The sequence below is a fragment of the Paenibacillus sp. ACRRY genome (assembly GCF_022346995.1).
In the GTDB taxonomy this organism is placed as follows: Bacteria; Bacillota; Bacilli; order Paenibacillales; family Paenibacillaceae; genus Paenibacillus.
This window is the reverse complement of the sequence record NZ_JAKRNM010000008.1, coordinates 185,294-210,847: the sequence shown is the minus strand read 5'-3', so window position 1 is coordinate 210,847 and position 25,554 is coordinate 185,294. Positions and strand designations below refer to the sequence as shown.

The 25,554-nt window shown below is 42.1% G+C and carries 36 protein-coding genes; 3 read left to right on the top strand and 33 right to left on the bottom strand.

All coding sequences use genetic code 11. The features are described 5' to 3' along the window. Positions 1 to 9: 9 nt before the first annotated feature. Entirely contained in the window at positions 10 to 978 is a 969-nt protein-coding gene (locus MH144_RS23700; RefSeq protein WP_239304749.1) for a cation diffusion facilitator family transporter, read from the top strand. A gap of 192 nt (positions 979 to 1,170) precedes the next feature. Here the strand turns inward: MH144_RS23700 and MH144_RS23695 are convergent, their stop codons facing one another. The 29 genes from MH144_RS23695 to MH144_RS23560 all read right to left on the bottom strand — a co-directional run bounded on the left by MH144_RS23695 (position 1,171) and on the right by MH144_RS23560 (position 19,050). Then, positions 1,171 to 1,701 (bottom strand): hypothetical protein, encoded by a 531-nt coding sequence (locus MH144_RS23695; RefSeq protein ID WP_239304725.1) that lies wholly within the window; start codon positions 1,699 to 1,701, stop codon positions 1,171 to 1,173. Between the two features lie 28 nt (positions 1,702 to 1,729). Beyond that, entirely contained in the window at positions 1,730 to 2,230 is a 501-nt protein-coding gene (locus MH144_RS23690; RefSeq protein WP_239304723.1) for a DUF6985 domain-containing protein, read from the bottom strand. Between the two features lie 15 nt (positions 2,231 to 2,245). Beyond that, a complete protein-coding gene (locus tag MH144_RS23685) occupies positions 2,246 to 3,286 on the bottom strand; it encodes a glycine-rich domain-containing protein (protein WP_239304721.1) in 1,041 nt (346 codons plus the stop codon). Between the two features lie 132 nt (positions 3,287 to 3,418). Continuing rightward, positions 3,419 to 3,799 carry a hypothetical protein gene (locus MH144_RS23680; protein WP_239304747.1) on the bottom strand — a complete coding sequence of 127 codons (381 nt, stop codon included), beginning with the start codon at positions 3,797 to 3,799 and terminating at the stop codon, positions 3,419 to 3,421. A 61-nt stretch (positions 3,800 to 3,860) separates the two neighbouring features. After that, positions 3,861 to 4,178 (bottom strand): hypothetical protein, encoded by a 318-nt coding sequence (locus MH144_RS23675; RefSeq protein WP_239304719.1) that lies wholly within the window; start codon positions 4,176 to 4,178, stop codon positions 3,861 to 3,863. A 4-nt stretch (positions 4,179 to 4,182) separates the two neighbouring features. Beyond that, complete coding sequence (locus MH144_RS23670; RefSeq protein ID WP_239304717.1) at positions 4,183 to 4,656, bottom strand: NUDIX domain-containing protein; 474 nt, start codon at positions 4,654 to 4,656, stop codon at positions 4,183 to 4,185. Positions 4,657 to 4,725: 69 nt separating this feature from the next. Continuing rightward, positions 4,726 to 5,589: a DUF4085 family protein gene (locus MH144_RS23665; RefSeq protein ID WP_239304715.1), complete on the bottom strand. Its 864-nt coding sequence runs from the start codon at positions 5,587 to 5,589 to the stop codon at positions 4,726 to 4,728. A 71-nt stretch (positions 5,590 to 5,660) separates the two neighbouring features. Then, positions 5,661 to 5,837: an HAD hydrolase-like protein gene (locus MH144_RS31025; protein WP_343226102.1), complete on the bottom strand. Its 177-nt coding sequence runs from the start codon at positions 5,835 to 5,837 to the stop codon at positions 5,661 to 5,663. Beyond that, the gene (locus MH144_RS31020) at positions 5,804 to 6,133 is read right to left on the bottom strand and encodes a hypothetical protein (protein WP_343226101.1); all 330 of its coding nucleotides are present in this window, start codon (positions 6,131 to 6,133) and stop codon (positions 5,804 to 5,806) included. Before MH144_RS31020 ends, MH144_RS31025 begins: the two co-directional genes overlap by 34 nt. 302 nt (positions 6,134 to 6,435) lie before the next feature. After that, on the bottom strand, positions 6,436 to 6,984 hold the full coding sequence (locus MH144_RS23655) for a GNAT family N-acetyltransferase (RefSeq protein ID WP_239304713.1): 549 nt from the start codon (positions 6,982 to 6,984) through the stop codon (positions 6,436 to 6,438). A 15-nt stretch (positions 6,985 to 6,999) separates the two neighbouring features. Beyond that, positions 7,000 to 7,620: a bis(5'-nucleosyl)-tetraphosphatase (symmetrical) YqeK gene (gene yqeK / locus MH144_RS23650; protein WP_239304711.1), complete on the bottom strand. Its 621-nt coding sequence runs from the start codon at positions 7,618 to 7,620 to the stop codon at positions 7,000 to 7,002. Between the two features lie 157 nt (positions 7,621 to 7,777). Further along, positions 7,778 to 8,281, bottom strand: a complete 504-nt coding sequence (locus MH144_RS23645; RefSeq protein ID WP_239304709.1) for a CHAP domain-containing protein — start codon at positions 8,279 to 8,281, stop codon at positions 7,778 to 7,780. A gap of 22 nt (positions 8,282 to 8,303) precedes the next feature. After that, positions 8,304 to 8,813, bottom strand: a complete 510-nt coding sequence (locus MH144_RS23640) for a DinB family protein (RefSeq protein ID WP_239304707.1) — start codon at positions 8,811 to 8,813, stop codon at positions 8,304 to 8,306. Between the two features lie 206 nt (positions 8,814 to 9,019). Beyond that, positions 9,020 to 9,628 (bottom strand): DUF5071 domain-containing protein, encoded by a 609-nt coding sequence (locus tag MH144_RS23635; RefSeq protein WP_239304705.1) that lies wholly within the window; start codon positions 9,626 to 9,628, stop codon positions 9,020 to 9,022. Positions 9,629 to 9,692: 64 nt separating this feature from the next. Continuing rightward, positions 9,693 to 10,121, bottom strand: a complete 429-nt coding sequence (locus MH144_RS23630; RefSeq protein WP_239304703.1) for an NUDIX hydrolase — start codon at positions 10,119 to 10,121, stop codon at positions 9,693 to 9,695. A gap of 46 nt (positions 10,122 to 10,167) precedes the next feature. Next, on the bottom strand, positions 10,168 to 10,557 hold the full coding sequence (locus MH144_RS23625) for a GNAT family N-acetyltransferase (protein ID WP_239304701.1): 390 nt from the start codon (positions 10,555 to 10,557) through the stop codon (positions 10,168 to 10,170). A 36-nt stretch (positions 10,558 to 10,593) separates the two neighbouring features. After that, the gene (locus MH144_RS23620) at positions 10,594 to 11,070 is read right to left on the bottom strand and encodes a GNAT family N-acetyltransferase (protein ID WP_239304699.1); all 477 of its coding nucleotides are present in this window, start codon (positions 11,068 to 11,070) and stop codon (positions 10,594 to 10,596) included. 72 nt (positions 11,071 to 11,142) lie between these two features. After that, positions 11,143 to 11,577 carry a GNAT family N-acetyltransferase gene (locus tag MH144_RS23615; protein ID WP_239304697.1) on the bottom strand — a complete coding sequence of 145 codons (435 nt, stop codon included), beginning with the start codon at positions 11,575 to 11,577 and terminating at the stop codon, positions 11,143 to 11,145. Between the two features lie 36 nt (positions 11,578 to 11,613). Further along, positions 11,614 to 12,144 (bottom strand): P-loop nucleotide/nucleoside kinase family protein, encoded by a 531-nt coding sequence (locus MH144_RS23610; protein WP_239304695.1) that lies wholly within the window; start codon positions 12,142 to 12,144, stop codon positions 11,614 to 11,616. 156 nt (positions 12,145 to 12,300) lie between these two features. After that, complete coding sequence (locus MH144_RS23605; protein ID WP_239304693.1) at positions 12,301 to 12,744, bottom strand: GNAT family N-acetyltransferase; 444 nt, start codon at positions 12,742 to 12,744, stop codon at positions 12,301 to 12,303. Between the two features lie 168 nt (positions 12,745 to 12,912). Then, entirely contained in the window at positions 12,913 to 13,665 is a 753-nt protein-coding gene (locus MH144_RS23600; RefSeq protein ID WP_239304691.1) for a class I SAM-dependent methyltransferase, read from the bottom strand. Further along, the gene (locus MH144_RS23595) at positions 13,662 to 14,036 is read right to left on the bottom strand and encodes a hypothetical protein (protein WP_239304689.1); all 375 of its coding nucleotides are present in this window, start codon (positions 14,034 to 14,036) and stop codon (positions 13,662 to 13,664) included. Before MH144_RS23595 ends, MH144_RS23600 begins: the two co-directional genes overlap by 4 nt. A 67-nt stretch (positions 14,037 to 14,103) precedes the next feature. Beyond that, positions 14,104 to 15,102, bottom strand: coding sequence for a serine hydrolase domain-containing protein (locus MH144_RS23590; protein ID WP_239304688.1), 999 nt, complete (start codon positions 15,100 to 15,102; stop codon positions 14,104 to 14,106). Positions 15,103 to 15,431: 329 nt separating this feature from the next. After that, a complete protein-coding gene (locus MH144_RS23585) occupies positions 15,432 to 15,854 on the bottom strand; it encodes an NUDIX hydrolase (RefSeq protein ID WP_239304686.1) in 423 nt (140 codons plus the stop codon). An 80-nt stretch (positions 15,855 to 15,934) separates the two neighbouring features. Beyond that, positions 15,935 to 16,462 carry a hypothetical protein gene (locus MH144_RS23580; RefSeq protein WP_239304684.1) on the bottom strand — a complete coding sequence of 176 codons (528 nt, stop codon included), beginning with the start codon at positions 16,460 to 16,462 and terminating at the stop codon, positions 15,935 to 15,937. A 61-nt stretch (positions 16,463 to 16,523) separates the two neighbouring features. Then, positions 16,524 to 17,273 carry a class I SAM-dependent methyltransferase gene (locus MH144_RS23575; RefSeq protein WP_239304682.1) on the bottom strand — a complete coding sequence of 250 codons (750 nt, stop codon included), beginning with the start codon at positions 17,271 to 17,273 and terminating at the stop codon, positions 16,524 to 16,526. Between the two features lie 223 nt (positions 17,274 to 17,496). Then, a complete protein-coding gene (locus MH144_RS23570; protein WP_239304680.1) occupies positions 17,497 to 18,078 on the bottom strand; it encodes a class I SAM-dependent methyltransferase in 582 nt (193 codons plus the stop codon). 96 nt (positions 18,079 to 18,174) lie between these two features. Beyond that, positions 18,175 to 18,690: a hypothetical protein gene (locus MH144_RS23565; protein ID WP_239304678.1), complete on the bottom strand. Its 516-nt coding sequence runs from the start codon at positions 18,688 to 18,690 to the stop codon at positions 18,175 to 18,177. Between the two features lie 57 nt (positions 18,691 to 18,747). After that, positions 18,748 to 19,050, bottom strand: a complete 303-nt coding sequence (locus tag MH144_RS23560) for a winged helix-turn-helix transcriptional regulator (RefSeq protein WP_239304745.1) — start codon at positions 19,048 to 19,050, stop codon at positions 18,748 to 18,750. A 339-nt stretch (positions 19,051 to 19,389) separates the two neighbouring features. On the opposite strand from MH144_RS23560, the gene MH144_RS23555 reads away from it, so the two are divergent. Beyond that, complete coding sequence (locus MH144_RS23555) at positions 19,390 to 19,971, top strand: NAD(P)H oxidoreductase (RefSeq protein ID WP_239304676.1); 582 nt, start codon at positions 19,390 to 19,392, stop codon at positions 19,969 to 19,971. A 92-nt stretch (positions 19,972 to 20,063) separates the two neighbouring features. Here MH144_RS23555 and MH144_RS23550 read toward each other — a convergent pair whose 3' ends face one another. The 4 genes from MH144_RS23550 to MH144_RS23535 form a co-directional block, all read right to left on the bottom strand. Next, entirely contained in the window at positions 20,064 to 20,705 is a 642-nt protein-coding gene (locus MH144_RS23550; RefSeq protein ID WP_239304674.1) for a FusB/FusC family EF-G-binding protein, read from the bottom strand. A gap of 282 nt (positions 20,706 to 20,987) precedes the next feature. Further along, positions 20,988 to 21,527, bottom strand: a complete 540-nt coding sequence (locus tag MH144_RS23545) for a stalk domain-containing protein (RefSeq protein WP_239304743.1) — start codon at positions 21,525 to 21,527, stop codon at positions 20,988 to 20,990. Positions 21,528 to 21,710: 183 nt separating this feature from the next. Beyond that, positions 21,711 to 22,583, bottom strand: a complete 873-nt coding sequence (locus tag MH144_RS23540; RefSeq protein WP_239304672.1) for a carbohydrate ABC transporter permease — start codon at positions 22,581 to 22,583, stop codon at positions 21,711 to 21,713. Between the two features lie 18 nt (positions 22,584 to 22,601). Continuing rightward, positions 22,602 to 23,552 carry an ABC transporter permease gene (locus MH144_RS23535; RefSeq protein ID WP_430202379.1) on the bottom strand — a complete coding sequence of 317 codons (951 nt, stop codon included), beginning with the start codon at positions 23,550 to 23,552 and terminating at the stop codon, positions 22,602 to 22,604. Positions 23,553 to 23,738: 186 nt separating this feature from the next. Here MH144_RS23535 and MH144_RS23530 point away from each other — a divergent pair, with 186 nt between their 5' ends. After that, positions 23,739 to 25,553, top strand: coding sequence for a cache domain-containing sensor histidine kinase (locus MH144_RS23530; protein WP_239304670.1), 1,815 nt, complete (start codon positions 23,739 to 23,741; stop codon positions 25,551 to 25,553). The last annotated feature ends 1 nt before the right edge of the window (position 25,554 follow it).

The following is a 25,554-nucleotide window of genomic DNA, read 5'->3' as shown; positions in this document are numbered from 1 at the left end:
TCATCTCGTATGTCCGGACAACACCACAATCACGACCATGGACACCATCATGCTCATCCCAATAACAAGAAAGTGCTACTGTTTTCCTTCATTATCATTACGCTGTACATGATCGTAGAAGCTGTAGGCGGCTTTGTGACCAACAGTCTGGCCCTCATCTCCGATGCAGGACATATGCTGTCAGACGCAGTCGCTCTGGGAATTGCCTTACTGGCGTTTACCTTTGGTGAAAAAGCAGTCAATACTGGCAAAACCTACGGATATAGACGATTTGAGATCTTGGCTGCTACCTTAAACGGAATTACCTTAATTGCCATTTCCCTGTACATCTTTTACGAAGCGATCGGCCGCTTCATTCATCCACCGGAAGTAGCCACGTTCGGTATGCTGATCATCAGCATCGTTGGATTGCTCGTGAACATTCTCGTTGCTTGGATTATGATGCGCGGCAGCGACACGGAAAATAACCTCAATATGCGAGGTGCCTACCTGCATGTCATCAGCGATATGCTTGGGTCCATCGGGGCCATTGCGGCAGCACTGCTGATGATGTTCTTCGGCTGGGGCTGGGCAGATCCACTCGCAAGTGTAATCGTGGCCGTGCTGGTGCTGCGAAGCGGGTTCTTCGTAACGAAGTCTTCCCTGCATATTTTGATGGAAGGCACTCCGGCGAATGTGGATGTCAATGATCTTGTGCAAACGATTAAAAAAGTTGACGGTGTCCACGGCGTTCACGATGTGCATGTATGGTCCATCACTAGTAACCTGAATGCACTAACCGCTCATATTGTAGTCGATGGAACATTGACCATCTATGAAGCTGAAACACTTGTGCAGAAAATTGAACATATGCTGGAGCACAAAGATATCAAGCATGTCACCTTGCAGGTGGAGTCCGAGAACCACCTCCACGACAGTTCAGTATTATGCACGGTTAAAGGTGACGCACCCGATGCGCACGCACATCATCACCATTGAGAATGGTGCAAAGTATAGCATTAAAACAAAAACAGGGCTGATTCCCTCAAGGGAATGCCCTGTTTTTGTTTTGTGTAACTTTCATACCATTTGGTTGTTATGTATTAGAGACAAAAAACATAATGTATCTGGGAATACATAAGACATGGAAATAACAGAGTGAAAGCTCTAACCAGCTGGCCTAGAAGTTCTCTAACTTCCATTGTTACATAAAACGCAGCCATGGCAAGACAAATACACTTCATGTTTTACGCATTTCGGGTAACCTGGCGGGATTGTCGGTCGATCATCATCCTCATCAATCTCGGACCACTCCAGATAATTGTCCAGATTAACGTCGTCTCTATTGAACGCATGAATCATGGTCTGTAATTGCTCCAAGCAGGGTTTGACTGACTCTTTTCGCGGTTTATAACTTAACTTCTCCCACCCCGCTTCAGTAATGGCATATGCAATCATGCGGAGCATAAAATCCTTTTCCTCTTCAAAGGTATCTATGGTCCAAGGCATCTCATCAATGTCGAAGCCAACCGTTCCGATTCCCACGACGGACTGATCCTGCTGCGCCAGCCAGATGGTCATTTCCCTCTCACGGTTCGTCTTGGCGAGCATCGAGCCGCTGATGGAGAGCACTTCTATAAATACTGATGTTAACCCATTGGACATTCCGATGGATTCGATCATAGGTACAATATTTTTCGGCATTGCAATGGTATTCGCCATGTTAATCGCTCCTTAACTGTCCTTACTCCTACTCATCAGATTCAGTCCAAATGGCAAATTCGCCATACCCCAAATGCTCACGCACTTCAAGGACTTGATTACCAAGCATAACTATTTCCATGCCATTCTCCGTGTCCCAATCGGTGCTGCCACCTAGTATGGCTCCCAGGATCTTATCCTTCGGATCAGCCGGATTCCGATAAAGTTCAACTTCGCCAACCGCCATGAATGCCAGAACCCCCCTGCCCTCCGCTTCGGCCAAACCCGCAGAATAGTCCGCCGTATCACTCATCATTTTCTCTGTTTTCCATTCAGATGCCCGGTTGCATATGTGGTTAATCGTGTCATCCGGCAAGCGATTCAGCACATCATGGATATACAGCTCTGCCTCTTCTAAACTGATGTCTTCCGTATTAAAGCGATACTCCACCTCAGATTGGAACAACTCAAGCTTCCCATAACCAGACACCCGATTCTCATCTGCAGGGTCTTCTACGCCAACATGTTCCAAATGAAATCTTTCAGTCATACGATCCCTCCTAAATTAATCTCCGCCTCCGCCACAAGATGAGCAGCTGGATGAGCTGCAGGAAGAATCGGAAGAGGAGCTACTGCACGATGAACCGGAATTTCCCGAGGAACCGCTGCTGTCGTTACAATGATCGGCATAACAGCTGGAACTGCTTGAACAACTGCTGCTTGACGAAGCACCTTGGGCTGCCTTTTCCGGTGGGATAAGTTCCTGTTCGAGACGACCCATGTGCACTCCGTACGTTGCCTCATGATACATGGAATGGTATACCATGGCACTTGCCATGATAAGAGCCACATCGACCGAACCTGAGGATTCGAGGGATAGCTCTTGTTCGTTTAGACTTGCCGATCTCTGCAGCCTATCAAGCAGATAAGAAATGACCTGTGCAGCTTCAGGATCTTCCTGCATGCGTCTCGTGTGGAAAAATTGATTTACTAATTCAGTTCGATCTCCCTGAGCGATCAACTTCTGCAGTTCACCGGATATCGGGTAGCTGAAGAACTCCCCCCAGATTGCGGAGCTATACGGAGTGAACTCGAATAATTGACAGTACACCCAGTCAAACCATGCACGTGCACCTGGATTCTCATGGCGGGTAACTGCTGGCTCATGATGTACCGTAGAACCCATAAATTCTGCACAAAAATCAGCGTAGGATTTGGTAAACATCAGCATTTCGTGCCATAACTCGTCTACCTCATCGCTAAACATCGGGACCTGTTTCAGCAGAGAAGCCATAACGAAGTATCTTTTTAGCTCGAGCAGCTTCCATCGATACTCCAGCTTTTTCATGTGAGGATATTCCTGCTCCATACGGAGCTTAAGTTTATTCGAAAAATGTTTATTAAAGCTCTTCTCCAATTGTTGAACGGTTTTATCGTAGGAAATGTCATCACGCAGTCCCAGATTCAAAGGTAATTTTTTGCGTCTATACGTAACTCTCGTGTGTCTTCTGCGTCTTCCTTTTGAACGAAAAATCCTGATCCTGCGCCGAATCACCAAGGCTGCAACCACCAGTAATACTGCTGCAATGTAGTAGTAGATAGGCATAATAGCGCCTCTCCTCTCCGTAGTTCTTTTCTCTGTATGGGTGAAACTACCATTAGTATAAATCACGATTCAAAACTATTAAAGAGCCCTTAGGCATACAAGCCAGGGCCCTTGGTATAACTCCACTCATTGTTAAGATAAGGCAATAATCAAACTGGTAATAAGGAGCAGTAGCGTTACCGGAGCCCAGATTCTTCGTTCCCACACGCTGCGTGTTATCAGATTCAAGATTGTCCCCAGCACCAGATACCCAACAATAAACCAAATTGCTGTATCTGCAAATGAAGACCACTCAGGCAATAGAACCCCCGCTCTACTCAGTACAACTAAACCAATGAATACGAGAATGGTGATCTGCAACAAACAGGAAAAACGCATATATGTCGGATATTTCCCGGGAAACTTCCCACCCATCGCTGCCTCTCCCCACGGCATACCTGCAGCGAGTGCCACTTGAAAGAGAATGACAATCAGAATTAGGACAGAAAACAATATCGAAGACAACAATATCACCAATTCACATCCCCACATCTAATGTAGTTTCTTTTCCTTATACTTTATTGATGCAAATCGGTCAGTATTCTTCAAACCACAATCGATAAAATTCTTCTGAAAACCAGAACCATATGAAACCCAGAATTACCATGATGCATCCTAATGCTTTTAATATCACTTCGATCGTCTTAGGGAGTTCCATGCTCGGCAAGTTTTCTTCAAATTCGCTATTCGGCTTTATTCCTCGATATCTCATCAGAACAAATAGTTTATAAAGAATATCGGGAAAGAAATAGACCACAATGCCTGTCACAAATACCGGAATCGATACATATCCAAACGTACTGGTCGTCCATTCAATCTCGATTCCATCCATCTTCTTAGCAAATAAGTTCATTGAATTATCTATCAAAATGCGCTCGTTCTTCTTGATTGGAACTGAAAATATAATCCGGGTAATGATTGACTAAAGGTGGACGTTCATGCTCAGGGAAAAATTTCAAATCCTTCATCTCTTCATTATTTGATGTTAGTTGCCCCGATTGGATTCTGCATTCAAATACAATGGTTAGATATTCAACTTGATGACCGTTATGATATGTAAAACGTTGACCTTCTCCGCCGTAGACGCCAATGATTTTTTCAGGCTCAATGACAAGACCTGTCTCTTCCAATGCTTCTCTAATCATCGCTTGAGCCGGTGTTTCTCCAATTTCAATTGCCCCTGCAATTAAGCCCCAAGTTGATTCATTGTGTTTACGTCCAAATAGGATCTCTCCTTGTTTATTTCGGATAATACCAGCCACACCTGGCATAAATATGAGCTCATTCCCAATCTTAGCTCTAAGGTTCTTATAGTAATCCGACATACTCAATTTCAGTCCCCCCCTTTAGACACAGTTTATAAAATGCTACAACTGACATCATTCACACTTCGTTCTGTGTTACTCTTCTTCTACAACAATATCTTGGCACTGGATAATCAATTCAGACATTTCTTCACCATCAAAAAGCATATGTAGTTCATATCCATTTTCGATACAATACAGTTCTTGATACAGCCAGTACCTACCGACGATGTTCCCTTCTTGCTTGATGATCTCAGGTGCAATAAACGTAATCTTATTTAAATTCGTAAACCCTCCTCGGGTATCGAATCGTATGACCAAGTCCGAATCCGAGACCAATTCCGTCACGGTGCAATCATGAAAATGGACCTGGTTACGAATATGTTCAGGAATAGGTTCAGCTAGCTGCGCCTCCCTATATTCCTTCGAAATCAGCTGCATTTGAGCTTCATTTATTTTGCTCTGTTTTTTCAACTGCTGCATGACCTCTTTAGTGCAATAACCCAGGGAAAATACACGAATATCTGCAATTTGGTCATAGATCTCTTTCGGTAGTTGTACAACCTTGTTTTGGCAACTCCATTCCAGATTACTTTTAAATTCTTGTTTGCTGCCTAACTCATCAAAAGGTGGCCTCGCATCATAATCTGCAATTAACTTCTCTATATGCTCTCTTTCCTCAGCCGGCATATGATAAACCATTGTATCTTCTTCCGATACCTCATCACCACTAATAAATTTCTCCGCACGCACAAGAACCGCACCATCCTGCTCCAGCATAAAACGAGGGTCAACATTGTAAACATCGCGTTGAAACTTTACATGCTCTTTCTCTTTTCTTTTATATAATCGTAGATAAAGCTCTTCATCCATTTGTTGAGCTCCGCTGTGTACTCGCATACCAAAGTGAAGATGTGTTTGTTGGCAAAGTTCATACCAATCTTTTGTAAGATATTTCATGAATACTCTCTCCTATTAATTCTTCAGTTTGGCTTGGACGATCCAATGAACGGCATCTAAAATATCTTCTGCTATGTAATCAGGTTCCGTTTCCGCCCACTTAATGACGATTCTCCCCAGCCTGTTCTTACAAGAACCCTCGTGGCTCCAACAGCGTGAGCAGCAAGCATTTCCGTATCACCAACGTCACCAATAACGATACATCTTGATAAATCTAGATGGTGCTGCTGTGAAGCCTCCAACAACATGCCCGGTTTGGGTTTTCGGCAGCTGCATTTTTGTTCATGTGGGCATATATAGGATTAATCGATCCATATTCACTAAAATGTTCTTCAAACTCTTGGATCGTTGCCTCTCCACGAGATATCCGATACTGATTCGTTATTGCAAATACCTTAATTCCATTTCTCTTTAGAAGTGCTATAGCTTCTTGTGCTTTAGTGTATAATTCAAAATCTCTAGGATGAATAAAGTGACCTGTGCCACCGATGGTTCCATCTCTGTCCATAAAAACAGCTTGTATGTCCCCATTTGGTTTTATCATGGTTTATTCCTTTCTTCTTGAAATATGCAAGCTAGGATAACATGCTATGGATCATCTAACTAGTTCACTACCGAATAAAATTATGTTATTTTATAATAAATGTTATAAAATGTATTTACAAATGACTAGGAGTGTTTGTATGAACTTATCGTTTTTAGCTTTATTTTTTGTTGGGATAATAACTATTTATGCTATCGCATTTACTCTGATAATTAAGCTGCTTGGAAGGAAATTCAAAGACAAATCCAACAAGTAATTTCTTTATGCCTCAGTTATTCTAGATATTCAATCTTATCTTCTAATTAAGGATTTAGAAACTGATTCTTCAATAGGGCATAGATAACCGTATCCACAAACTGATTCTTCCAATAATAATGTTCCTTTAAAACTCCTTCTTCTCTGAATCCAATGTTCTCAAGCAACTTTCTGGATCCCGTATTCTGTGGCTCTACATAGGCTTCAATTCGGTTTAATGCAAGATCGCTAAATCCAAATTCAATGATCCGTTGGATCGCCTCGGTCATATACCCTTGTCCCCAATATTCAGGTGCTAATTCATAGCCTATGTGAGCTTTGTAATGATTTTTCACCCAACCATGAAATCTACATGTTCCAATCACCTTGTTCTCCGATTTCAAAGTAATTCCCCAGCGAATGGCCTGTTCTTGATTAAACCGATCATTCCATCTATGAATGAGCTCTTCCGCTTGTTCAACACTTGTAAAACTCTCTACATCATAAAACTTCGTCACTTCATCTGAAGAAAAATAATGAAATATATCATTTGAATCTTCTTGTTTAATCTCTCTTAATACGAAACGATCTGTCTCTAATACGGGAAATTGAGGCATATTATTCTCCTTTCGTTAGCGATTCATTTCTATCAATTCTTCTCTAGCTGCTATAAGCCAGGGATGTACTAATTTAAGCTTGGAACGTTGTTCCCATACTTGGTTCAGATAGATGAGTATTCCATCATTGAGTTTGTATTCATTTACTTTAGTTCGTATCTCTTGCAAGTAACTATGCTCTCCTGGTAAGTTCCAAGATATTTTGTCTGAAATGAATAGTACTTTATCCAGTAAACTTGCTTGTGGTTTAAGCGTGGTATGACATTCGATTGCACTTAATATTTCTTGATCGTTGATTTGAAATATTTCTTTTGCCATAGCTTTAGATAATTTCTGATGAATGATTCTATCATACTTATATTCTTCATCCATGATTTCTATCGATAATGCCTTGGCCAGATCTAACATTTCACTAATTGGAACCACATTACTAATATCATGTAATAACCCCGCTTGTTCTGCCTTTTCAGGGTCGGCTCCAAATAATCCCGCTACTCGTTTTGCTTCTGTGGCAACGTCTAATGTGTGTTTCAGGGTTTCTTGATCATTATGTGCTTTGAAGAATGAGTGAATATTTTGATTTAGATCACTGGATAATTCCACATTCAATACATATGGCTTAAGAATTGAATTCATGTTTTGACCACCTATACATTTCATAATTTTGTATCCACATCATTATTACTGAACAGACGTCTCTTGGTGAGAATTAATCCCACCATCAATTAAGTGCCGAATGCCCACAGCGCAAATATTCTGTTAAGCGAAGTTCCATCTTCAATAAAGCACATTTTCAAACATATTCATATTTATCATCGATTCTTATATATCCATTTATCTGATCTGGCCTTCTATGAAATATTCCTGATTTATTGTTAAAATTCCCTTCTGCCGTTATAACCTTATCCTGTTTAAATTCTAGCACCACTCCGATATGATCATTCGGACCATTCCCTACGATGTTGTCGAAAATGATTAGGTCCCCTTGTGCTGGAACGAAAGAACGGTCACTTATATGATGATAAAAGCCGTACAACTGACCCCACTCTAACCACGCTTCTACCCATGCAAAATTGCGTGTGACGGGTTCTGGATATCGAACAGGTAAATTCACACCGGCCTGAGTACAACAATGGTATACAAATGCAGCGCACCAATCGAAACCTATACTTTTGTCCTCCCTGGGAAAGTATCTCAAGATTGGCTCCAAATCCGGACCGCATTTCTTTTCATTTCCGATCAACGGCCTTGAAGCCATCTCTTCAGCTATTTCTGCAATCCTCTTTCTTCTACTCATTTCACCCTCCTAAGTATTTAGTTTAATCGTACTGCCATTTTAGTTCTCCTTTTCTTATCTTTGCTGCATATATAATTTGTCCGGTGTGATAGTGTATCTCTCTAACCATCGCTATCATTAAATTCAGAACCGTTGTCTCATTGTTTACTTGGCTGTATGTAAGTGTCGGGCGATTGATGAATGGTTGAGATAACAACAATTGCAGGTTAGAACTGAGATGTTCCAGATATTGAATGACGATATCAAATGCTTCCTTGGTCATGTTATAAGCCTGTTCATTAGTCAATTTAAGTCCTCGTTCAAACTCCTTATCTCTGTCCCTTGTATCTACGATATCTAAGAAGATTGTTTCGATTCTTGAGTGAACGCATCCGCGAATATGAGAAATCAGGTTCGCAATACTATTACTATCTGGATTTGGTGCCCAATTAATATCTTCTTCCGATAGTTGGGCAATCGCTTGAAGAGTCCATTTCCTTTCAGATCTAAACTTAACTAACATACTTTCAATTACCTCGGATGCTATCTCCACAGCAATCTCCCCTCTAGTAAACGAATAAACGCCCCGACCTGAGATGCCTCTTATCTAGGTGGGGCGTTTGATTTCCAAACCTCATTTTATTCCATTTTTATACATTTGGCAAACTTAAATAAAAACTCTAGTGTATGAATACTTTGTAAGACATAACATCCTTCTCCACATGGGATAAATAGAATGATTTTCAATGGTTTTGATGTTTACTCCGTGCTAATATGTTTGTTTTTTAATTCCTCTAATGAAACAAAGTAATTCGATAATGTCGCATATTTATCTTTCTTTTTCAATGCTTGCTCATTCTCTTCGACAAATCGTAGAATTAAGCTAGTGTCCGTTTGTATGATTTCCTGTCTAAGCTTTTCAAGCTCCTTAAATTCTTCTATTTGTTCTGTCGTGAAGCCTGACAATCCACTATGTATTGTTTCTTCTTTTGCTACCACTAATGACCTAACATCAGGCCAGTCCACGATTTCCTTTGTTAAAAGAATCTTCAGTGACTCTAGATCGGTCTCTTCATAAATATCCAATACATCCGCAATGACAAGAAGTTCACTTTTTACTATTTCAACCGTATTTTTTGACCACTTTGAGACCAGTTCGGTAAGCATCCAGTATCTCCATACCGTATCCTCAGTTAATAAAATTGTTTTCACATGAGGAGCTACTTCCACATCATGCTTATTCAAAAATTCAACGATACGATATGCTTTAGGCCAATTGATATCTTGAATTCCTTCCAGCAATTCAGGGAGGTGTTGTAGATATTCTCTTGAACTTAGTATGAACTCAAGCCTTGCATCGTTTATCATATAAACTCCTTATGAATACAGTGATTAATTAGATCTCTTCAAATCATCCAGAAGTGATGAAACCCTAGTTATCATGATGGTCTGTGAAAATTTGACCCTCAGCCATTTTAACTTGTTCAATCATATGCCCGATGTTCCCTTCACCAGCAAAGACCGACATATCAAAAAAATCTTCATTCAGATCGGACCAATATAATTCATTTTCATCTCCAAAGACCGCTAAATCATGTTTTAGCTTGCCAACATACACCTCCACATAACATTCCTGAACGTAGTATTTGAAGTCCATTAAATGATGTAAAACAATATCTTTACTCGATATTCCGGTCTCTTCAAAAAGTTCGCGATAAGCTGCCGTAATGCCAGTTTCTCCTTGTTCTATCTTTCCTCCGACCAGATTACTCAAACCTTTATACGGATTTCTTAATCGCTTACACATAAGCAGCTTATCCATATCTTTGTTGTAAATCATGAGGACATTATAACCTTGCATTTGTACGTCTCCTTTCTAGAAAACTCATAAATCCTTGCTAATCTTGTTAATGTTTATAGTGCATCACAATTTGTTTTGTCTTTTTAAATCCGGTCTCCTCGTAAAAGCCAGCCAAATCTTCACTGCAAAATAAACTAATGACATCAACCTTCAACTCCTCCAGAAGCCATTCAATCATTAGTTTACCTAGCCCTTTATTTCGGTAACTACTTAATACAACAACATCTTCTATATATGCTCGGAATACTCCATCGGAAATAGCTCTAGAGAAACCAACTAAAACGTCATCTTCCCAAGCTCCTAACGCTATACCAGACGAAAGTAATTTTAATATCCCGTCTTTGTCCCGATAAGGCCACCAACCAGCATCGTGATATAGACTCATTAGATCGGATGGCGAGATAGGCTTATCTGTGTGTAATTTAACCGATACCATAACAACCTCCAAAACGATTAAAGTTGGTATATCCCTTTACACATTTTTCTTAATGTAACTCATTGAAATGAACTCTAATTCCTTCTCTTCATACTTACTCATAAAATGTGTTTCTTTCACAAACCCAATCCGCTCATACACCTTGATAGCTCTCTCATTAAATGCTGCAACGACTAATTGATACTCACGACCACTAGATTGATTGTTCAAAAATGAAAGGACCTGTGATAGAAACCCCTGACCTTTGCCGTTTCCCGTCAAGTCAGGCTTCAATCCCAAACCAATGTCTAACTTCCTCAGATCTGAATAGATACCAACTGCATATCCGCCTGGGACCCGTGCTGATTCGCCTACGCATATAAAACCAATCAGATCATCGTGTTCATCTAACGCGTAATAATATTCTCCATTCATCAACTCCAAAATGCTGTCCTCACTACTATCCATGTCATACATTGAATACAGATATTCGTACTGCCACTTTGAAATCTGCAAGGCTCTATCCTTGGTCATGGGGAAAAAATGGTATCGTAACACTTTTCAACCCGCCTTCCTTTAGAAATATTTAAATACAATTCTGGAAATTCACTTCAATTCCTTGGCAAATACGAATTCATCCTCCCGGTCATAACCTGCTCTTTCATATGTTTTTATCGCCTTAGTGTTCTTATTTCCTGTCAGAATTTTGATATCTCCCACTCCAGATTCTCTAAATATTCCTTCCAATCGTTCAATCATCATTCCGGCCAATCCATTCCTGCGTGCTGATTCTTGTATGTACATTTCAGTGATCTCAGCCTGATGCTCTGCATAGCAAAACGATTTATAGATCTGTCCGCATGTAAATCCAACGACTTGCTCTTCCATTACAGCTACTACAATAACTTCTCTTCCATTTAAAAGGTCCGTTTCCACCTCTCCCCGGCTTCGACGAACTCCATTAAATTGGTCATTCAATTCTATCAGAAATGGTATATCTTCTTTCACAGCTTCACGAACGAGCAAATTAGGACTAGACAATGTAATACCTCCTTATTAGGACTAGAACTCCTCAAATCATCTCAAACTGTACTTATCGTTATTAATAATTTCATGAACGATTTCAGGTAGCTGTTCTTCCGTATAATTGCTTGTATATAATTTATTCGCTTCTTTTAGATTGGGATTGTTTTCAAATTCATTGAGCAGTATTATGCTTCTTTCTTTCATTTGATTTTCTATCGCTCTTAGACCGTCTCTATACATAATGGTTTGACGATCCACCATTAATACCACATACACTATCCTCACATCATAATTTGCTAATTCTTTTATCAATCCATCGATGTCTTCTGGAAATGCCACATAGTCAACAACTACATCATAACCATAATCTATTAAATTCGTTGTCAAAGAGGATATGTTTTTCCATGTCAAGTCGTTTGTTTCTTTGTCTAACCAGGGTTTACCCCGTCCTTTCACTGGGAAATGACTAACCTCATCTCCAGAAATATACGCGCTTTTATTTAAAGTTTGAACTAGCATTTTTGAAGTTGTGGATTTCCCAACCCCTGCGGGCCCAGATATGATATATAGACTTCTACTCATTATTAATCTCCCAATTTTCCAGTATGATATCTTTCGTTATTCTTTATCGCATTTACGATGTAGATCTCCCTTAGATGACACTAGGGAGATCTACATGCTCACTAATTAACTTCTCTAACAGCAACCCTTGAATTTTCGGATCCTTAATCCATTCGTTTAGGTCAGAACACGAACGACTTCACCGTCAATTAACTCTTCACTTACTCTTTTAAATCCCAGAGATTCATATACATGACCTGCAGCAGCATTTTCTGCTCTATGTCCGATCATGATTTTTTGGCAGTTCAATGATTCTCTCATTAATGTGATCAATTGTTTCATCGATTCTTTTGCATAACCTTTTCCTTGATATTGTCCATCAATCATTAGAGCTGGTATCCAGTAGTTTCCTTCATGATCCGGTATCGTACAATACACAAGAAAACCAATGATAGTTGCACCGAAATATATCGCCATTGGTTGAAAATCAGTGACAAACTTGGATTCAGCAATCCAGTATACGACCGGGGCCGGAAATACTTGCTTTTGATGCGCTGCTACTTCCAATTGGGTACAACTATACCAGTTGTCAGCGGTTACAGGCTTCAGACTAATTCCCATATTAGATTCCTCCTACCCAAATTACGCAGAGGAACCACGTCGTCATTCCCCTGTGTTAAATCCAAACACCTCTTAGTTCTCTGTCAATGCTGCTTGAATTCATGTTTTTCATACCACATCACTCCTTTCAATCATTTGACCATAATAGATGATTACTTAAGTTACTCACTAGCTAAGATCGGACAAGGAACATTCAAACACATGAAAATAGGTGCCTTCCCCATACCCATCCTTCACTTCATGCAAATGAATATGTTGAAAACCATTTGCTCTAAGAATATCTTCAAACTCCTTCATATCATACAAACGAAGAGGGAAGTTCATGACTTCTGTCTTTTCAATTTTGTCGTCTTTGACTAACTCATATTTCAGCTCCGTTACGAGCATGGATTGCTCTTTGCGATACTGAACTTTTTTAGATAAGACAATTAATTCATCGTTTACAACCTTCCGATCCGTTTCTCTCCATTCTGGAATCTCTTGCACGTCGTTCCCTTTTAACATAATCGTCAATAGAAGTTTACCTTCCGCCTTAAGCGCAGATTGCAGATTGGCCAGGCTCTGGTTCACTAATTCACTGGGAAGCAGCGAGAACGATCCAAATGGAATCATAATTAAATCGAACTGGTTGGAGCTTACAAAGTCTTCAATCTTTTGATAATATACATGAGGCTTCAGATTTAATCGCTCACCTTTTTCTTTACATACCTTAAGCATATCTTCGGATATATCGAATCCCTCTATTTGTATTTCACGCTGCATAAAAGGGATCAACATTCTACCATTTCCACACATGGGTTCAAGCACATGTATATCTTTTCTGTCAGCAAACGAAAGGTAAAAATCAAGCTCTCTTCCTTCGGCTAACGATTTGTCGCTTTCATATATCTTCGTGCAAAGTTCTCCATAGTAACTGTTCACTGGTGTTCCTCCTTCATTAGATCATCCATCGCCTGAACAGCCAGTTCCAATGCTTGGATTCTCCTTATTAGAAGAGTTCTCTGAGGACTGCCTTCCTTAGCCTTAGCAAGTGAGTTGTCAATGGATGGCATTAAACCCGTAAGAACACTGCGAGCTTCAGTCACATCTCCCAGGGTATATGGATGAGGTTTGTGATTCCACACATGTTCAAGTATGGACAAACCAATACGGAGTGCCTTAAGTCTCTTTTCTATTAAAGTCGTATTTGCCCCTTTCTGAGTCATCTGAGCCAGGGCATTTTCGGATTTAAGAATGGTTGATTGGAGGGATTGTATGGATTGCGATTGATTATGTTCCGAAACGTCTTCCATAATAGGGCTGTCCTCCTTTCGCCACTGTCTATATCCTTCTATCATTCTGTAGATCGAATTTCAGGGATTATAGATCTTGGGCGCATTTGTTAACCAGATTTCCAAATGTTTTGATATCCTCTAGATAATCATATCCTGCTGGATTGGGCCCGGTTTGATTGTACATTCTCACCGCTACCGTTTGATACTTCGGAATGACAAGGCAGGCACAGCCGGTGATGCCCAAGGATTGAAAAGAACCGGATGGAAGCTCATCCCCGAGCTCCGTCATAGCACGCGGCTCATCCTGCACAAACCAAAAGAAACCGTTTCTCGGTAATTGGTGTCCGAGATCTGGAGGACTAATGATTGTCGTCGCTTGCTCAAAAACTCCTCTCGGCAGTATTTGCTGCCCATGCATAGCGCCCCTTTTCAAATGCAAATAACCCCAGTAGGCCAATTCCTTGGTACTCACAAATAAGTTGGCTTCATCGCCTTGATTATCGTTATATTGTTCATTGAGGAGCCAAACTAACTTTTCATTTGGTTCCTTTCTCCAACCGGTATGACTAAAACCCATGGGTGTAAAAACACGATCTTCAAGTAGTTGAGATAGTGGCATCTGATACAATTTTTGAATGATATTAATGAGCAGATTGACTCCAACATTATTGTATTTCCAGTCCGTCCCTGGCAAAAACAATCGATGATGCAGATCACCTAAACCATGGGTGTGTGTTAGCAGATGTCTTATCGTTGTGTTTCCCGCTACCAAGGTATCCACATCATCCAAGTAGTCGGCAACATCATCATCTATGCTGCAAATCTTCCCTTCATATAAGGCAAGACTGATGGCAAGTCCTAAATATGTCTTTCGAACCGATGCCACATGAAATTGAGATTCCTCATCCACTATTCGACTGCCTGTGGAATTACTATGTACCCCTGAGTACCATTCATTCACGATTCGGTCATGATGAATAATGCAAGTTGCAGCTGCTGTAGTAGATAGCACATTTTTAACCCGTAAAACATAATCATTCAGTTCATTGAATGTTGTATTCTCCGTTTTCTGTAAGTTGAGCAAGGAGACTCACACCACCATTCTTTACTTTTATCTATCCGTTATCAGGTGTATGCCAAACTTATCATCCTTCAGAGCATGAACAACCTTCGGCGCTTGTTGATACTGCCAGCCTCCAAATTCATCTCCGCATTAGCCCGTACGCTCATTCTCATCCATACATTCCTCCGGAATGAGTTTTCTGATCATATAGCCTATTTCTTCTGGGTCGTATATCATACTATTGTCGATCAAGGGTCGGAGCATCTTTCCTGCTGACGTTTTACCGGAACCGAACGCTCCATTAATCATAACGATCATATGATCACTCCATTTTTAGAAGTATAACCGCATTACTTTCTCCCTTGGTCATAATGAGGAATCTCGTTCCCCTGGGCTAGACTCCGTATGCCGTTCTTATAATAAGGCATTAGCTCATCAGCTTTGTCTACATCCATCCAGGCAATTTCGGATATTTCATGAGGCCTTACAAGCTCTAAGCTCCCTCCAATAATCTCAGCTCTAAACGTGAAAAAGATGGCATGCTCCTGCTTTTTCTCAAATATACATTCATTGATGGCAATGATCCCATGGACTTTTACATCAAGTCCTGTTTCTTCTTTGGCTTCTCTGATAGCTGCTTGATCCAACGTTTCCTCCTTTTCTACCGCACCACCGGGCAGCGACCAACTGGTATTGCCTTTATTCTTGACCATTAGAATCTTGGATGTGGTATCATCCAGGATTAATGCATAGGCTACGTCAACTCGTCTCATTGAGCTATATCCTTTCGAGAGGGTTTTGGTCATGATTTAATTCGCAGTAGCTGGTCTAGTATGATGCTTCTTCAAAATACTTAATAACGCTCTTCAAATCTCTTCATCCACCAATTCCTGTTCAATAAATAATCAATTTTAACTGGCATGATCATAAATTGTTCATTCACTTCAATGGGTTCTCTTAAACCTGTATACACCAAATCAATATCTAACTTAAAAGGTTTGATTTTTCTTCCAACCTGACTTTCGAATTCCTGTACAAAAGACAAAAGATTCGGCGCACCTTCCCAGTAGTGCATCGCCGCTTGGCCGCCTGCAGGCATGTTCCACCATTTAATAAAAGAAGGCCACATATGGATTAGAACAGCCCTCACATCCTTATCTACCATTGAAAACTCAGGAGGATCCAAAATCAATCTTCTCTGGACTCCACTTTTAATCAGTCCTTTATTATAGACACATTGTTTCCATAGCTCATTCCACTGCCCTTTGAACTTTTCATTACTTCGTCCACCATTAGAAAATTGACCCCCAGGCCACGTACCTTCTCCGAATTCATCTGCCAACAGTCCATGTGCACTTGCCACAAACATAAGAAAATTCAAGTCATAATCTCCTGATATGCAAATGGTCCATGTATTGTTCACTCTGGTTATTTCCTCTCAGTCAAAGTTTTCTGGCTTTAATAACAAAAGTTACGGGAAACATCTTCGCTCTGTTTGCGAGATTATTCTTGCTTCCATCATGCCTTTGCAATATCTCGTTGTCGGTTTCTTCGATCATTTGTTCGATCACAAATCCTGCTCTGGCCAGTGCATTAATGTAGGTTGAACATTTACGATCCGATAAGGTGAGATCACCCTGAACAAAATCAGGCGATACCGAATACCAGGATTCATCGAAGTAAGGCTTGTTAAATACAAATTGATTATTTTCTTCAACAATACATTTATGTATGGGATGAGACCAACTGAATATGAATACGCCGTCTTTTTTTAAATAAGAAGCAATCCGGGAGAACGTGCCTTCGAGATCGGTTGTCCAGCCTATGGCATAGATTGAATAGACAAAATCAAAATATTGGACAGGTATGCCGCACTCTTCTTCCATAGGGGAACAGATCAATGTTGCGGAAAGGCCGTTCGCCGACAAATGCTGCTTTGCCTTTTCAATCTGATTCTCTGAGATATCCATTCCCCATAACTCAGCTGCGTTGCGATCCCCATGGTATTTCAGGGAGTAACCATTTCCACATCCGATCTCTAACATTTTCTTTCCTGAAACATCACCAAATAGTCGCCATTTATCTTCTGAGGTGAATGCGCCATACAAGGGAAGTACAATGGCTTCTAAAAAGTCATTTCCTTGGGTATTCCAATATAAGCTGTTTGTCTCATAAACACTATGCTTGTTCATTCGGTGACCTCCTCTAATATCATGTTAACTGGTAGTTCATTGACTATTAGTTGTGCACGAGTTTGTCCATAACATAGCAAATCATTGGAAGTAAAAGAGCAACATTAGAAATTGTAATGACTACGCTTACAAATGCTTCTTACCTTTAAAACTCATTCCAAGATCCCAGTGTTGGAAGGGAGCCTTAGCCTGAAGTAGAAAACTAGTTTAGAGCATCACTTCATCAGACACCCTGCACTTTTTTAGCATCAACAATTAATGATACAAATCTCAAATTTCCATTCTGATTCCGATGGTCAAATCTCTTAGACCGGTAGATAAATCCATTTTCAGGGTTCCAATTTGTAAAATAAAACTTCCCACCTTCATCACAATATTCTAATAACTCTACTTCAAAGCCTGCCTCCTCAAACATATTAGTTATTGTGTTATAATTATGTACTATCTTATGACTTGCCGCCGGGTGATCTAGTGGTCCAGGCCCTCCAATCTTGACGATGCTCTGATACTCTTTATTCTGAAAATATCCATCCGGAACTGCACAACGGATATAACCGCTCGTTTTCAAATATTTATAACAAATCTTCGCAGCTTGCACTCCCTCCTCATAAGTCAAATGCTCCCAAACGTGTTCTGATAAAATTGCTTCAATCCTTCGATCCTTGAAACTTTCTTCCCAATCTTCTAATCGTAGCAAATCCAATTCATCCTTTTGTGTCTGTATCCATCCTTCATATTTCTGTGATGAAGCACCTATAATAATCTTAATTGTTTCTGTCGGCGCTACGTGGGAGATATCTATCATTATGTTTAACCTCTCTTTAAAATTATTTAAAATTTACAGATAGCTTATATAGTATTGGAGTCTTTTGAATATCTTCTCACTAACAGAGTACGGCAACTAGCTTTCGATTGAAGCGTATACTTTTTTAATTTGTGAGGAGAATTTAGCTGCGCCTGGAATTCGTGTGCGTTTGAAATACCCGGTTAACAGTTTGGGATGATTTTTGACCACATCATATTCAATAACGGTGTCAGAGATGACTGATCTCGTAAAACCCAGAATCTCGACAACTTCAGATCGATCCCCCTCATCAAGCTCCTCGCCTTCCCGAAATTCCCCGTCCGGGTCATCGTCCAGCTGCTCACTGAATGTTAGACGAGCAACAACATAAGACATGATATTTTCCTTGTCCTGGGCCAATTGCTCCATAATCCATTGAACGCATTCTTCCTCTGTTGGAGACGAGATAGCGAAGCCGTGCAGAGTATACATCCGTTCTCTAAAGGAATCCATTAATAACTCCGCTTCATAATTGGCATGTTCAACAAACTTGATATCTGGTTTAAGCTGAACGAGTTCAGCCGTAACATTTTTGTACCAATCACTTGTTAGGAATTCCTCTATTGTTTTCATTACTTCATTCTCCTCCCCGTCCCCAGCTTGTTTTTAACTCTTCAACACACCGGTGATTCAAAATTCCTCCAACACTTTGGACTTATCCCCGTAAACCTTATCCAGATGCTCTTCCCCCCAGTAACACAATTGGTCCAAGGCCGGTTTTAATCCCCAACCGTAGTCTGTTAACTCATACTCCACTCTAGGGGGAACCTCCGAATACACCTTTCTTTGCACAATCTCGTCTTTTTCCAAGCCTCTTAGCTGCGTCGTCAGCATCTTTTGCGTAATTTCAGGTATCAGCTTCCTAAGTTCTGATGAGCGTTTCCTTCCTGTCATCAAGTGGTAAATAATCAGAGGCTTCCATTTTCCGCCCATTACTTCCAAGGCCGCCTCCACACCTACTTTATACTTTTTGGGAGCGCCGGCTTTATGGTCTTCTGTCAACTTTTATCTCTCCTTCATCAGACTATATCCAAAAGACTACATCCATGGTAAAACATAGCTGTTTCCTGCTTTTTCATGTATTATTTCAGCCCCACAATAAGGCACAATTCAGGGTCTATTTAGGGTACTTTCATGTTCCTATAGCACTCTAATCTTCCTATAGAACTTCAAAGTGCGTTCTTCCAGAATATATCATCCCTGTTTATAATAGCATCAGCCATGAAGCGTGGCTACCAAACAAGCGCTGTAGAAAGGTAGTGAAATATAATCATGAACGTATTAGTTGTTGTGTCTCATCCAAGAAAAGATTCCCTTACATTTCAGGCCGCCGATCGTTTTCTGCAAGGTCTTACTGAGGCTGGTCACGATGTTGAGATATTGGATTTACATGGGATAGGCTTCGATCCTATTCTCCGAGGCATGGATGAACCTGATTACACCCAACCGAATCAAATGTTTTCCCCTGAGGTTAAAACGGAGATGGAGCGATTGAAGAAGCATGATGCTGTGGCCTTTGTATTTCCTCTCTGGTGGTGGCATCTGCCAGCCATGCTGAAAGGGTATGTGGATCGTGTCATGAACAACGGATTTGCCTACGGTTCGAACAAGCTTCACCATCAGAAGATCACGTGGATCGCGCTTGCAGGCGTGACCGAAGAACAGATGAAGAAGCGAAACTACGATGAATCGATCACGAACCTGCTCAATGTAGGGATTGCAGATTACTGCGGCGTCCCTAACTCCAGCGTTGAATTCCTGTATGAGACGTTGGATGCCAAGCCCGAGCATTATGAGAACCTGCTTAGTCAGGCGCATCAGTTGGGACTGAATTATGATAAGGACATACGCTAACCATACGTTAGTTTGGTAATCTTAAATGAGACAACGCGCATTAATCAAACCAAAAAGGTCGCTCCGGAGAGCGACCCTGTCTGTTTTAAGTGTTATTTTATTGTCGAAAGAAGAAACTTCTCCAGCATGCTGATGTCAGTGATGCTATGGTTGCAAGCCGTGCTATCCACGCATACGTACTGGCCAATGGAAGCAAAGTTATCCGGCGAATGACCCTTCGTCTTCACATTGAAGAATCCAAGCTCCTGATGACGATTACAGAACATGCAGTACCCTTTCTTGTTCGTAGCCGTAATCCGTCCCTCGATGCCGAGAAACTTCTCTTCGTACGGGTACACAATGAACAGTCGATTGGTAGCAATATCCGTCCATCTCAGATAGGTCGTACGTGCGTAATCGACCGTTTCCAGATCGGGCAGTTTGAGTTTCTTCGCCTTCGGAAATAGCTTCTGAATCTGTTTCGCCGACACTTGTGGGAATGGAATCAGATGTGCTTCGAGTCGATTCAGATATGACTGCAGTTCATGTGCTGTGTCATAAGTGGATAACTGCTCCAGCAGTTGCTTCTGGTCCGAAGTGAGTTCATTGAAGATGCCGACTGCATTCGTCCCGACTGTGTAACGGACAGTTTCTAATACTTTTCGATCCACGACCGAGCGTAGCGTTTTGAGCAGGAAATCAGCTTGTTTTTGAATATAATTAAATTGATGATTGTGGATAAATGATGTTTGCATGGCTTTCAGCCCCTTATTTTTATTGGTAAAACAAATAAGGTGCAAAGCCTGCGGGATGATACGTTATGCTTCACTCAGGGCGATCGATGTTCTTCTCGTCGCGCCCTACACAAAGTCCGCCCCTAACAGGCTTTGCGTAAGGCCTTTCTAGCGAACGAGCAATCCGGCGCTGCCAATATTGCCACGGTATAACCCCCAATGCAATAGATATACCGGAATTATAACAGGACTGGGACTGTATGGGCAACGGAGTTTGCACCGCTTCTTCGCAATTTGTATCGCTCACTGCTGATTTTTTGTAGTTATTCGGATCACACTCTGACCGTTATTGGATTCCCAATGGATTTCTTTTCCATATGCTTCACTAATGGCTCTTAGCGGTAAATAAACTCTGCCATCCACCATTATGGTTTTACTCTTTAATTCAATTTGTTTGTCGAATTCGGTAAAATGGCTTTCTCCCACCTTGAAGGTTAACCTTGGCTTGGGGTAATCATCTATGTCTACATATGCAAAAATTACACTTTTGGCTTGGTTATCCCACCATATCCCTTTACCAGGCACAGCGAAATCCAGCACACTAATGATATAGCTAGGCGAAACCAGTATATGACCCTCAGAGCTGATATAATCAGTTCCTTCTACTAACTGGAAGATCTGTTCGTCAATCTTTACCTCCATTAATTTTTGATGAGCTTCAGTACCTGCTTGGGTCTTTATTTCTTTTTCATTAAGTACGATGTCTATCTTTTTTGGTGCACTTGTAGCTGTAAAAGCCATGGATCCGCTTAATAATACACAAGCAAGAGTAACAACCAGCATCTTCTTCACTTCTTACTCATCCCCCTGTGGTCAAAATACTAACGCTCGGAACCCCACCTATAATACCATTTAATTCAAATTAAGGTAATTACATCTTTTTCACATAAAAAAGAGCCACCTCCCTGGCCTGAGGCCAGTTCAGCAACTCCCTTTTCACAAACCGAATCCATCCGCTTCACGCGGCTACTCCTTCACTGCCCCCACCACAATCCCCGTTACAAAGTACCGTTGTAAGAACGGATATACGAGCAGGATCGGCAGCGCACTGATAAAAATCTGGGACGCCCGAATCGTTCGCTGCGACAGGTTCGCAATCGCTTCTGGATCAAGCTTCGTCATGTCGGCCTGCACGATAATCGTCTGCATAAACGTCGCGAGTGGCAGCTTTTCCGAATCGCGGATATAGATGATCCCGTCAAAATATGCGTTCCAATGACCAACCATCATGAAGAGAGAGACGGTGGCGATAACAGGCACGGAGACAGGCAGATAGATTTTGATGAACGACTGAAAGTGTCCTGCTCCATCGATAAATGCAGCCTCCTCCAGATCCTTCGGCACCGTGCGGAAGAAATTCAGCAGCAGGATGATATTGAATACCGCCACTAGTCCAGGCAGAATGAGTGCCCACAATGTATTCATCAGCCCGAGCTTCAGAATGAGGATATACCCCGGAATGAGACCTCCGCTGAACAGCATCGTGACGACAAAATACCAAAGATAGATGTTACGTGCGCGGAACACACGTGTCTCCTTGGAGAGCGCATAGGCAGCAATCGTATTGACGATGAGCGCAAGCCCAGTTCCCAGCACCGTCCGCTCCACGGACACCCACAGGGAGGACAGGAAATTGGCGTTATCGAACGTCTTGGCATATGCTTCGAGCGTAAAACCAATCGGCCAGAACGTCACCAGACCAGCATTCGCAGGTGCGGACGAACTAAGCGATACCATCAGCAAGTGATATAGAGGCAGCAGGCAGAGCAGCGAAAGGATGGTCAGGAACACATTATTGAAGATGCTGAATATGCGATAGGGTAGCGTTTTATGATACATGGCTCGTCATCATCCTTTCTAGAAAATTCGGTATCCGGCGAATCGATAGGCCAGTCGGTAAGAGATTACGATGAGGATCAGACTGATGACCGATTTGAACAGATTCACCGCGGTAGCGAAACTGAACTGCCCACTCAGCAGACCTTCACGATACACGAACGTATCGATAATATCCGCTTGCTGGTAGATTAATGGACTATATAAGTTGAAGATTTGGTCGAAGTTGGCGTTAAGCACATTCCCCAGTGCCAGTGTGGCGATTACGATTCCGATAGGAATCAGCGCCGGGATCGTGATATAGATCGTCTGCTTCCAGCGTCCCGCCCCATCCACTTCAGCTGCTTCGTACAGTGATGGGTTAATGCCCGACAATGCCGCAAGGAAGATAATCGTGTTGAAACCAAACTCTTTCCAAACATCACTCGCGATAATTGTGAACCGGAACCAGTTACCGTCCCCCAGGAAGAAAATCGGCTTGATGCCAAATACCGAGACAAGGAACTGATTGAGAATACCCGTCTGTGCCAGAATGTCGATCAGGATACCCGACAGCGTTACCCAGGACAAGAAGTGTGGCAGATACACGAGTGTCTGAATGGTTCTTTTCAGCGCCATCTTCCGTACCTCATTAAGCAATAGCGCGAAGACAAACGGGATGATCAGATTCATAATGATTTTGGAGCAGGCAAAGAACAGCGTGTTCCACGTAATCTGCAGGAAATAATCATTTTCCCACATATACCTGAAGTGCTTCAGTCCCACCCATTCCGAACCCGTGAAACCGAGCGCAGGCTTGTAATCCTGAAATGCCATCAATATACCCGACATCGGAATATACGAAAAAATAAAAACCATAATGGCCGCTGGCAGCACCATGAAGTGCAGTACCCACGGCTGTTTGTAACGTTTCTTTCTCTTCTGTTCCAGCTTGTTCCCCACATTCGCCTGTGGGACCCGTTGACCCTCCATTTTAGCCTCCATAGTGCCCTTCTCCTGTTCCCAAAAAAAGTTTTGTGTGTTAATGGGGTTCTCTGCTATAAATAGTATCAGGCCATTCTGAGCTCTGACTATATAACATTGTTAGGCCGGATAGGGTTTTGTTAGGAATCTGGTGAATACCAGCCTCTACGAACACGAATACGAAGGAGACTTTTTATGCATATATGGAAGCGCTTTATATTATTCGAAAAAAGGACCCGTTCCCGCTTCAGCCTGTTTGCCAAAATCAACTGCTTAATCGTGCTGTTGTTCATCCCGATTATTATCATGTATACCTACTCGAACAACGTCACCTATAACGTGGTCAGCAAAGAACTGCAGATTTCGAATACAAAACAGCTCACGTTTCTAGCCAGTCAGATCGATTCCCGCATTAATCAGATGATGGATTTCAGTCTGATCCTTTCAAGAGATCCCAATGTCCGTGCATTTAACGGTCTGAACATATGGGATGATCGGTATGATCAGATGCAGACCCGCTATGCCATTCAGGAGAAGATGGTGCTTCAATCCGGCGTCACGGATATATGGAACACCCGGTATGCCGTATACTCGCAACAGAATCAGGATGTTATCGCCAACTACAACCGCTCTTCCGGGTATGATGAGGATTACTTGAAACGTAATATGAGCGGACAATGGACTTACGGGGATCAAGGAGCGGAATCGCAGGAGGGCATGCAGTCCTTTTACTGGTTTTATACCGATTCCTTGGCTCAACCGGGCATGTTGACCGGCAGCAATCTTGTCATTGAAGCCAGCTTCAGTTACGAGAACATTCAGAACATGCTCGATACGTACAAGGCAGGTGGGCAGGGAGATCCCTTCCTTTATCACAAGGGCAATGACCCCATTCTGAATCGCAGTGCAGACAAGCAGTTATCGGAGGAGCTTATTCGTTATCTGGATACACACTCCCCGGAGGATACTACACAGGACGTTGTGAAACTGAACGGGAAAAAGTATCTGGTTAGCGCAGTCAAATCATCCTATCTGGATTGGCATTTGGTCGACGTGGTCCCGCTGTATCAGATTCTGCAGCCGATTTCGCTCAGCCGAAATTTGTTCTATCTCTTTATGACGCTGCTGTTTGTCGTGGGTATATCCGCTTCGATTCTGCTGTACAGAAACATTCAATCTCCGATCAAAAAGCTGATCCAGGGCCTTCGCCGCGTGCAGCGTGGTGACTATTCCGTACGGCTGCATAGCAAGGATCAGAATGAGTTCTCATTCCTGTTTCATCGATTCAATGATATGTCACACCAGATTCAAGACCTGATCGAGAATGTATTCCAGGAGAAAATCAGAGCCAAAGAAGCAACGCTGAAGCAGCTGCAGGCGCAGATTAACCCCCATTTTCTATATAACTGTCTTGGCTACATCATCAACATGGCCCAGATGAAGGACGAGCAGGCTGTCGTGTCCATGGCGCATAATCTGAGTGCATATTATCGGTACACCACCCGCATGGAACGGGAGACGTCCTCGCTTCGGGACGAGATCAAGCTGCTCATCAACTATCTGGATATTCAGAAGCTGCGCAATGGACGAATTGAGTATCATATCGATATCCCTGAGGACATGCTTGCCCAGTCTGTACCGCGATTAATGCTTCAGCCGATGGTCGAGAATTCCGTCATACACGGCGTGGCGAAGTCCTATTCATCCGGGGAGATTCGTATTACCGGCGAGAGCGTGGATGGTTACGGCAAAATCTATATCGACGACGATGGCCCCGGCTTAAGCTCGGAACAGTACGATGCGTTGAACCTGAAAATGCAGGAGCCACTGCAGGAGGAAATGGGCTGCGGCCTCTGGAATACGAACCAGCGAATCATGCATCTGTTCGGCAGCCAGTCCCACCTTCAATTCGGCCCATCCCCACTTGGCGGATTCCGCACCGAGATTGTCTGGGAGATGCCGAAGGACGATACAGATTCTGAGCGAGATACCGACATTAATATAAGTTGAG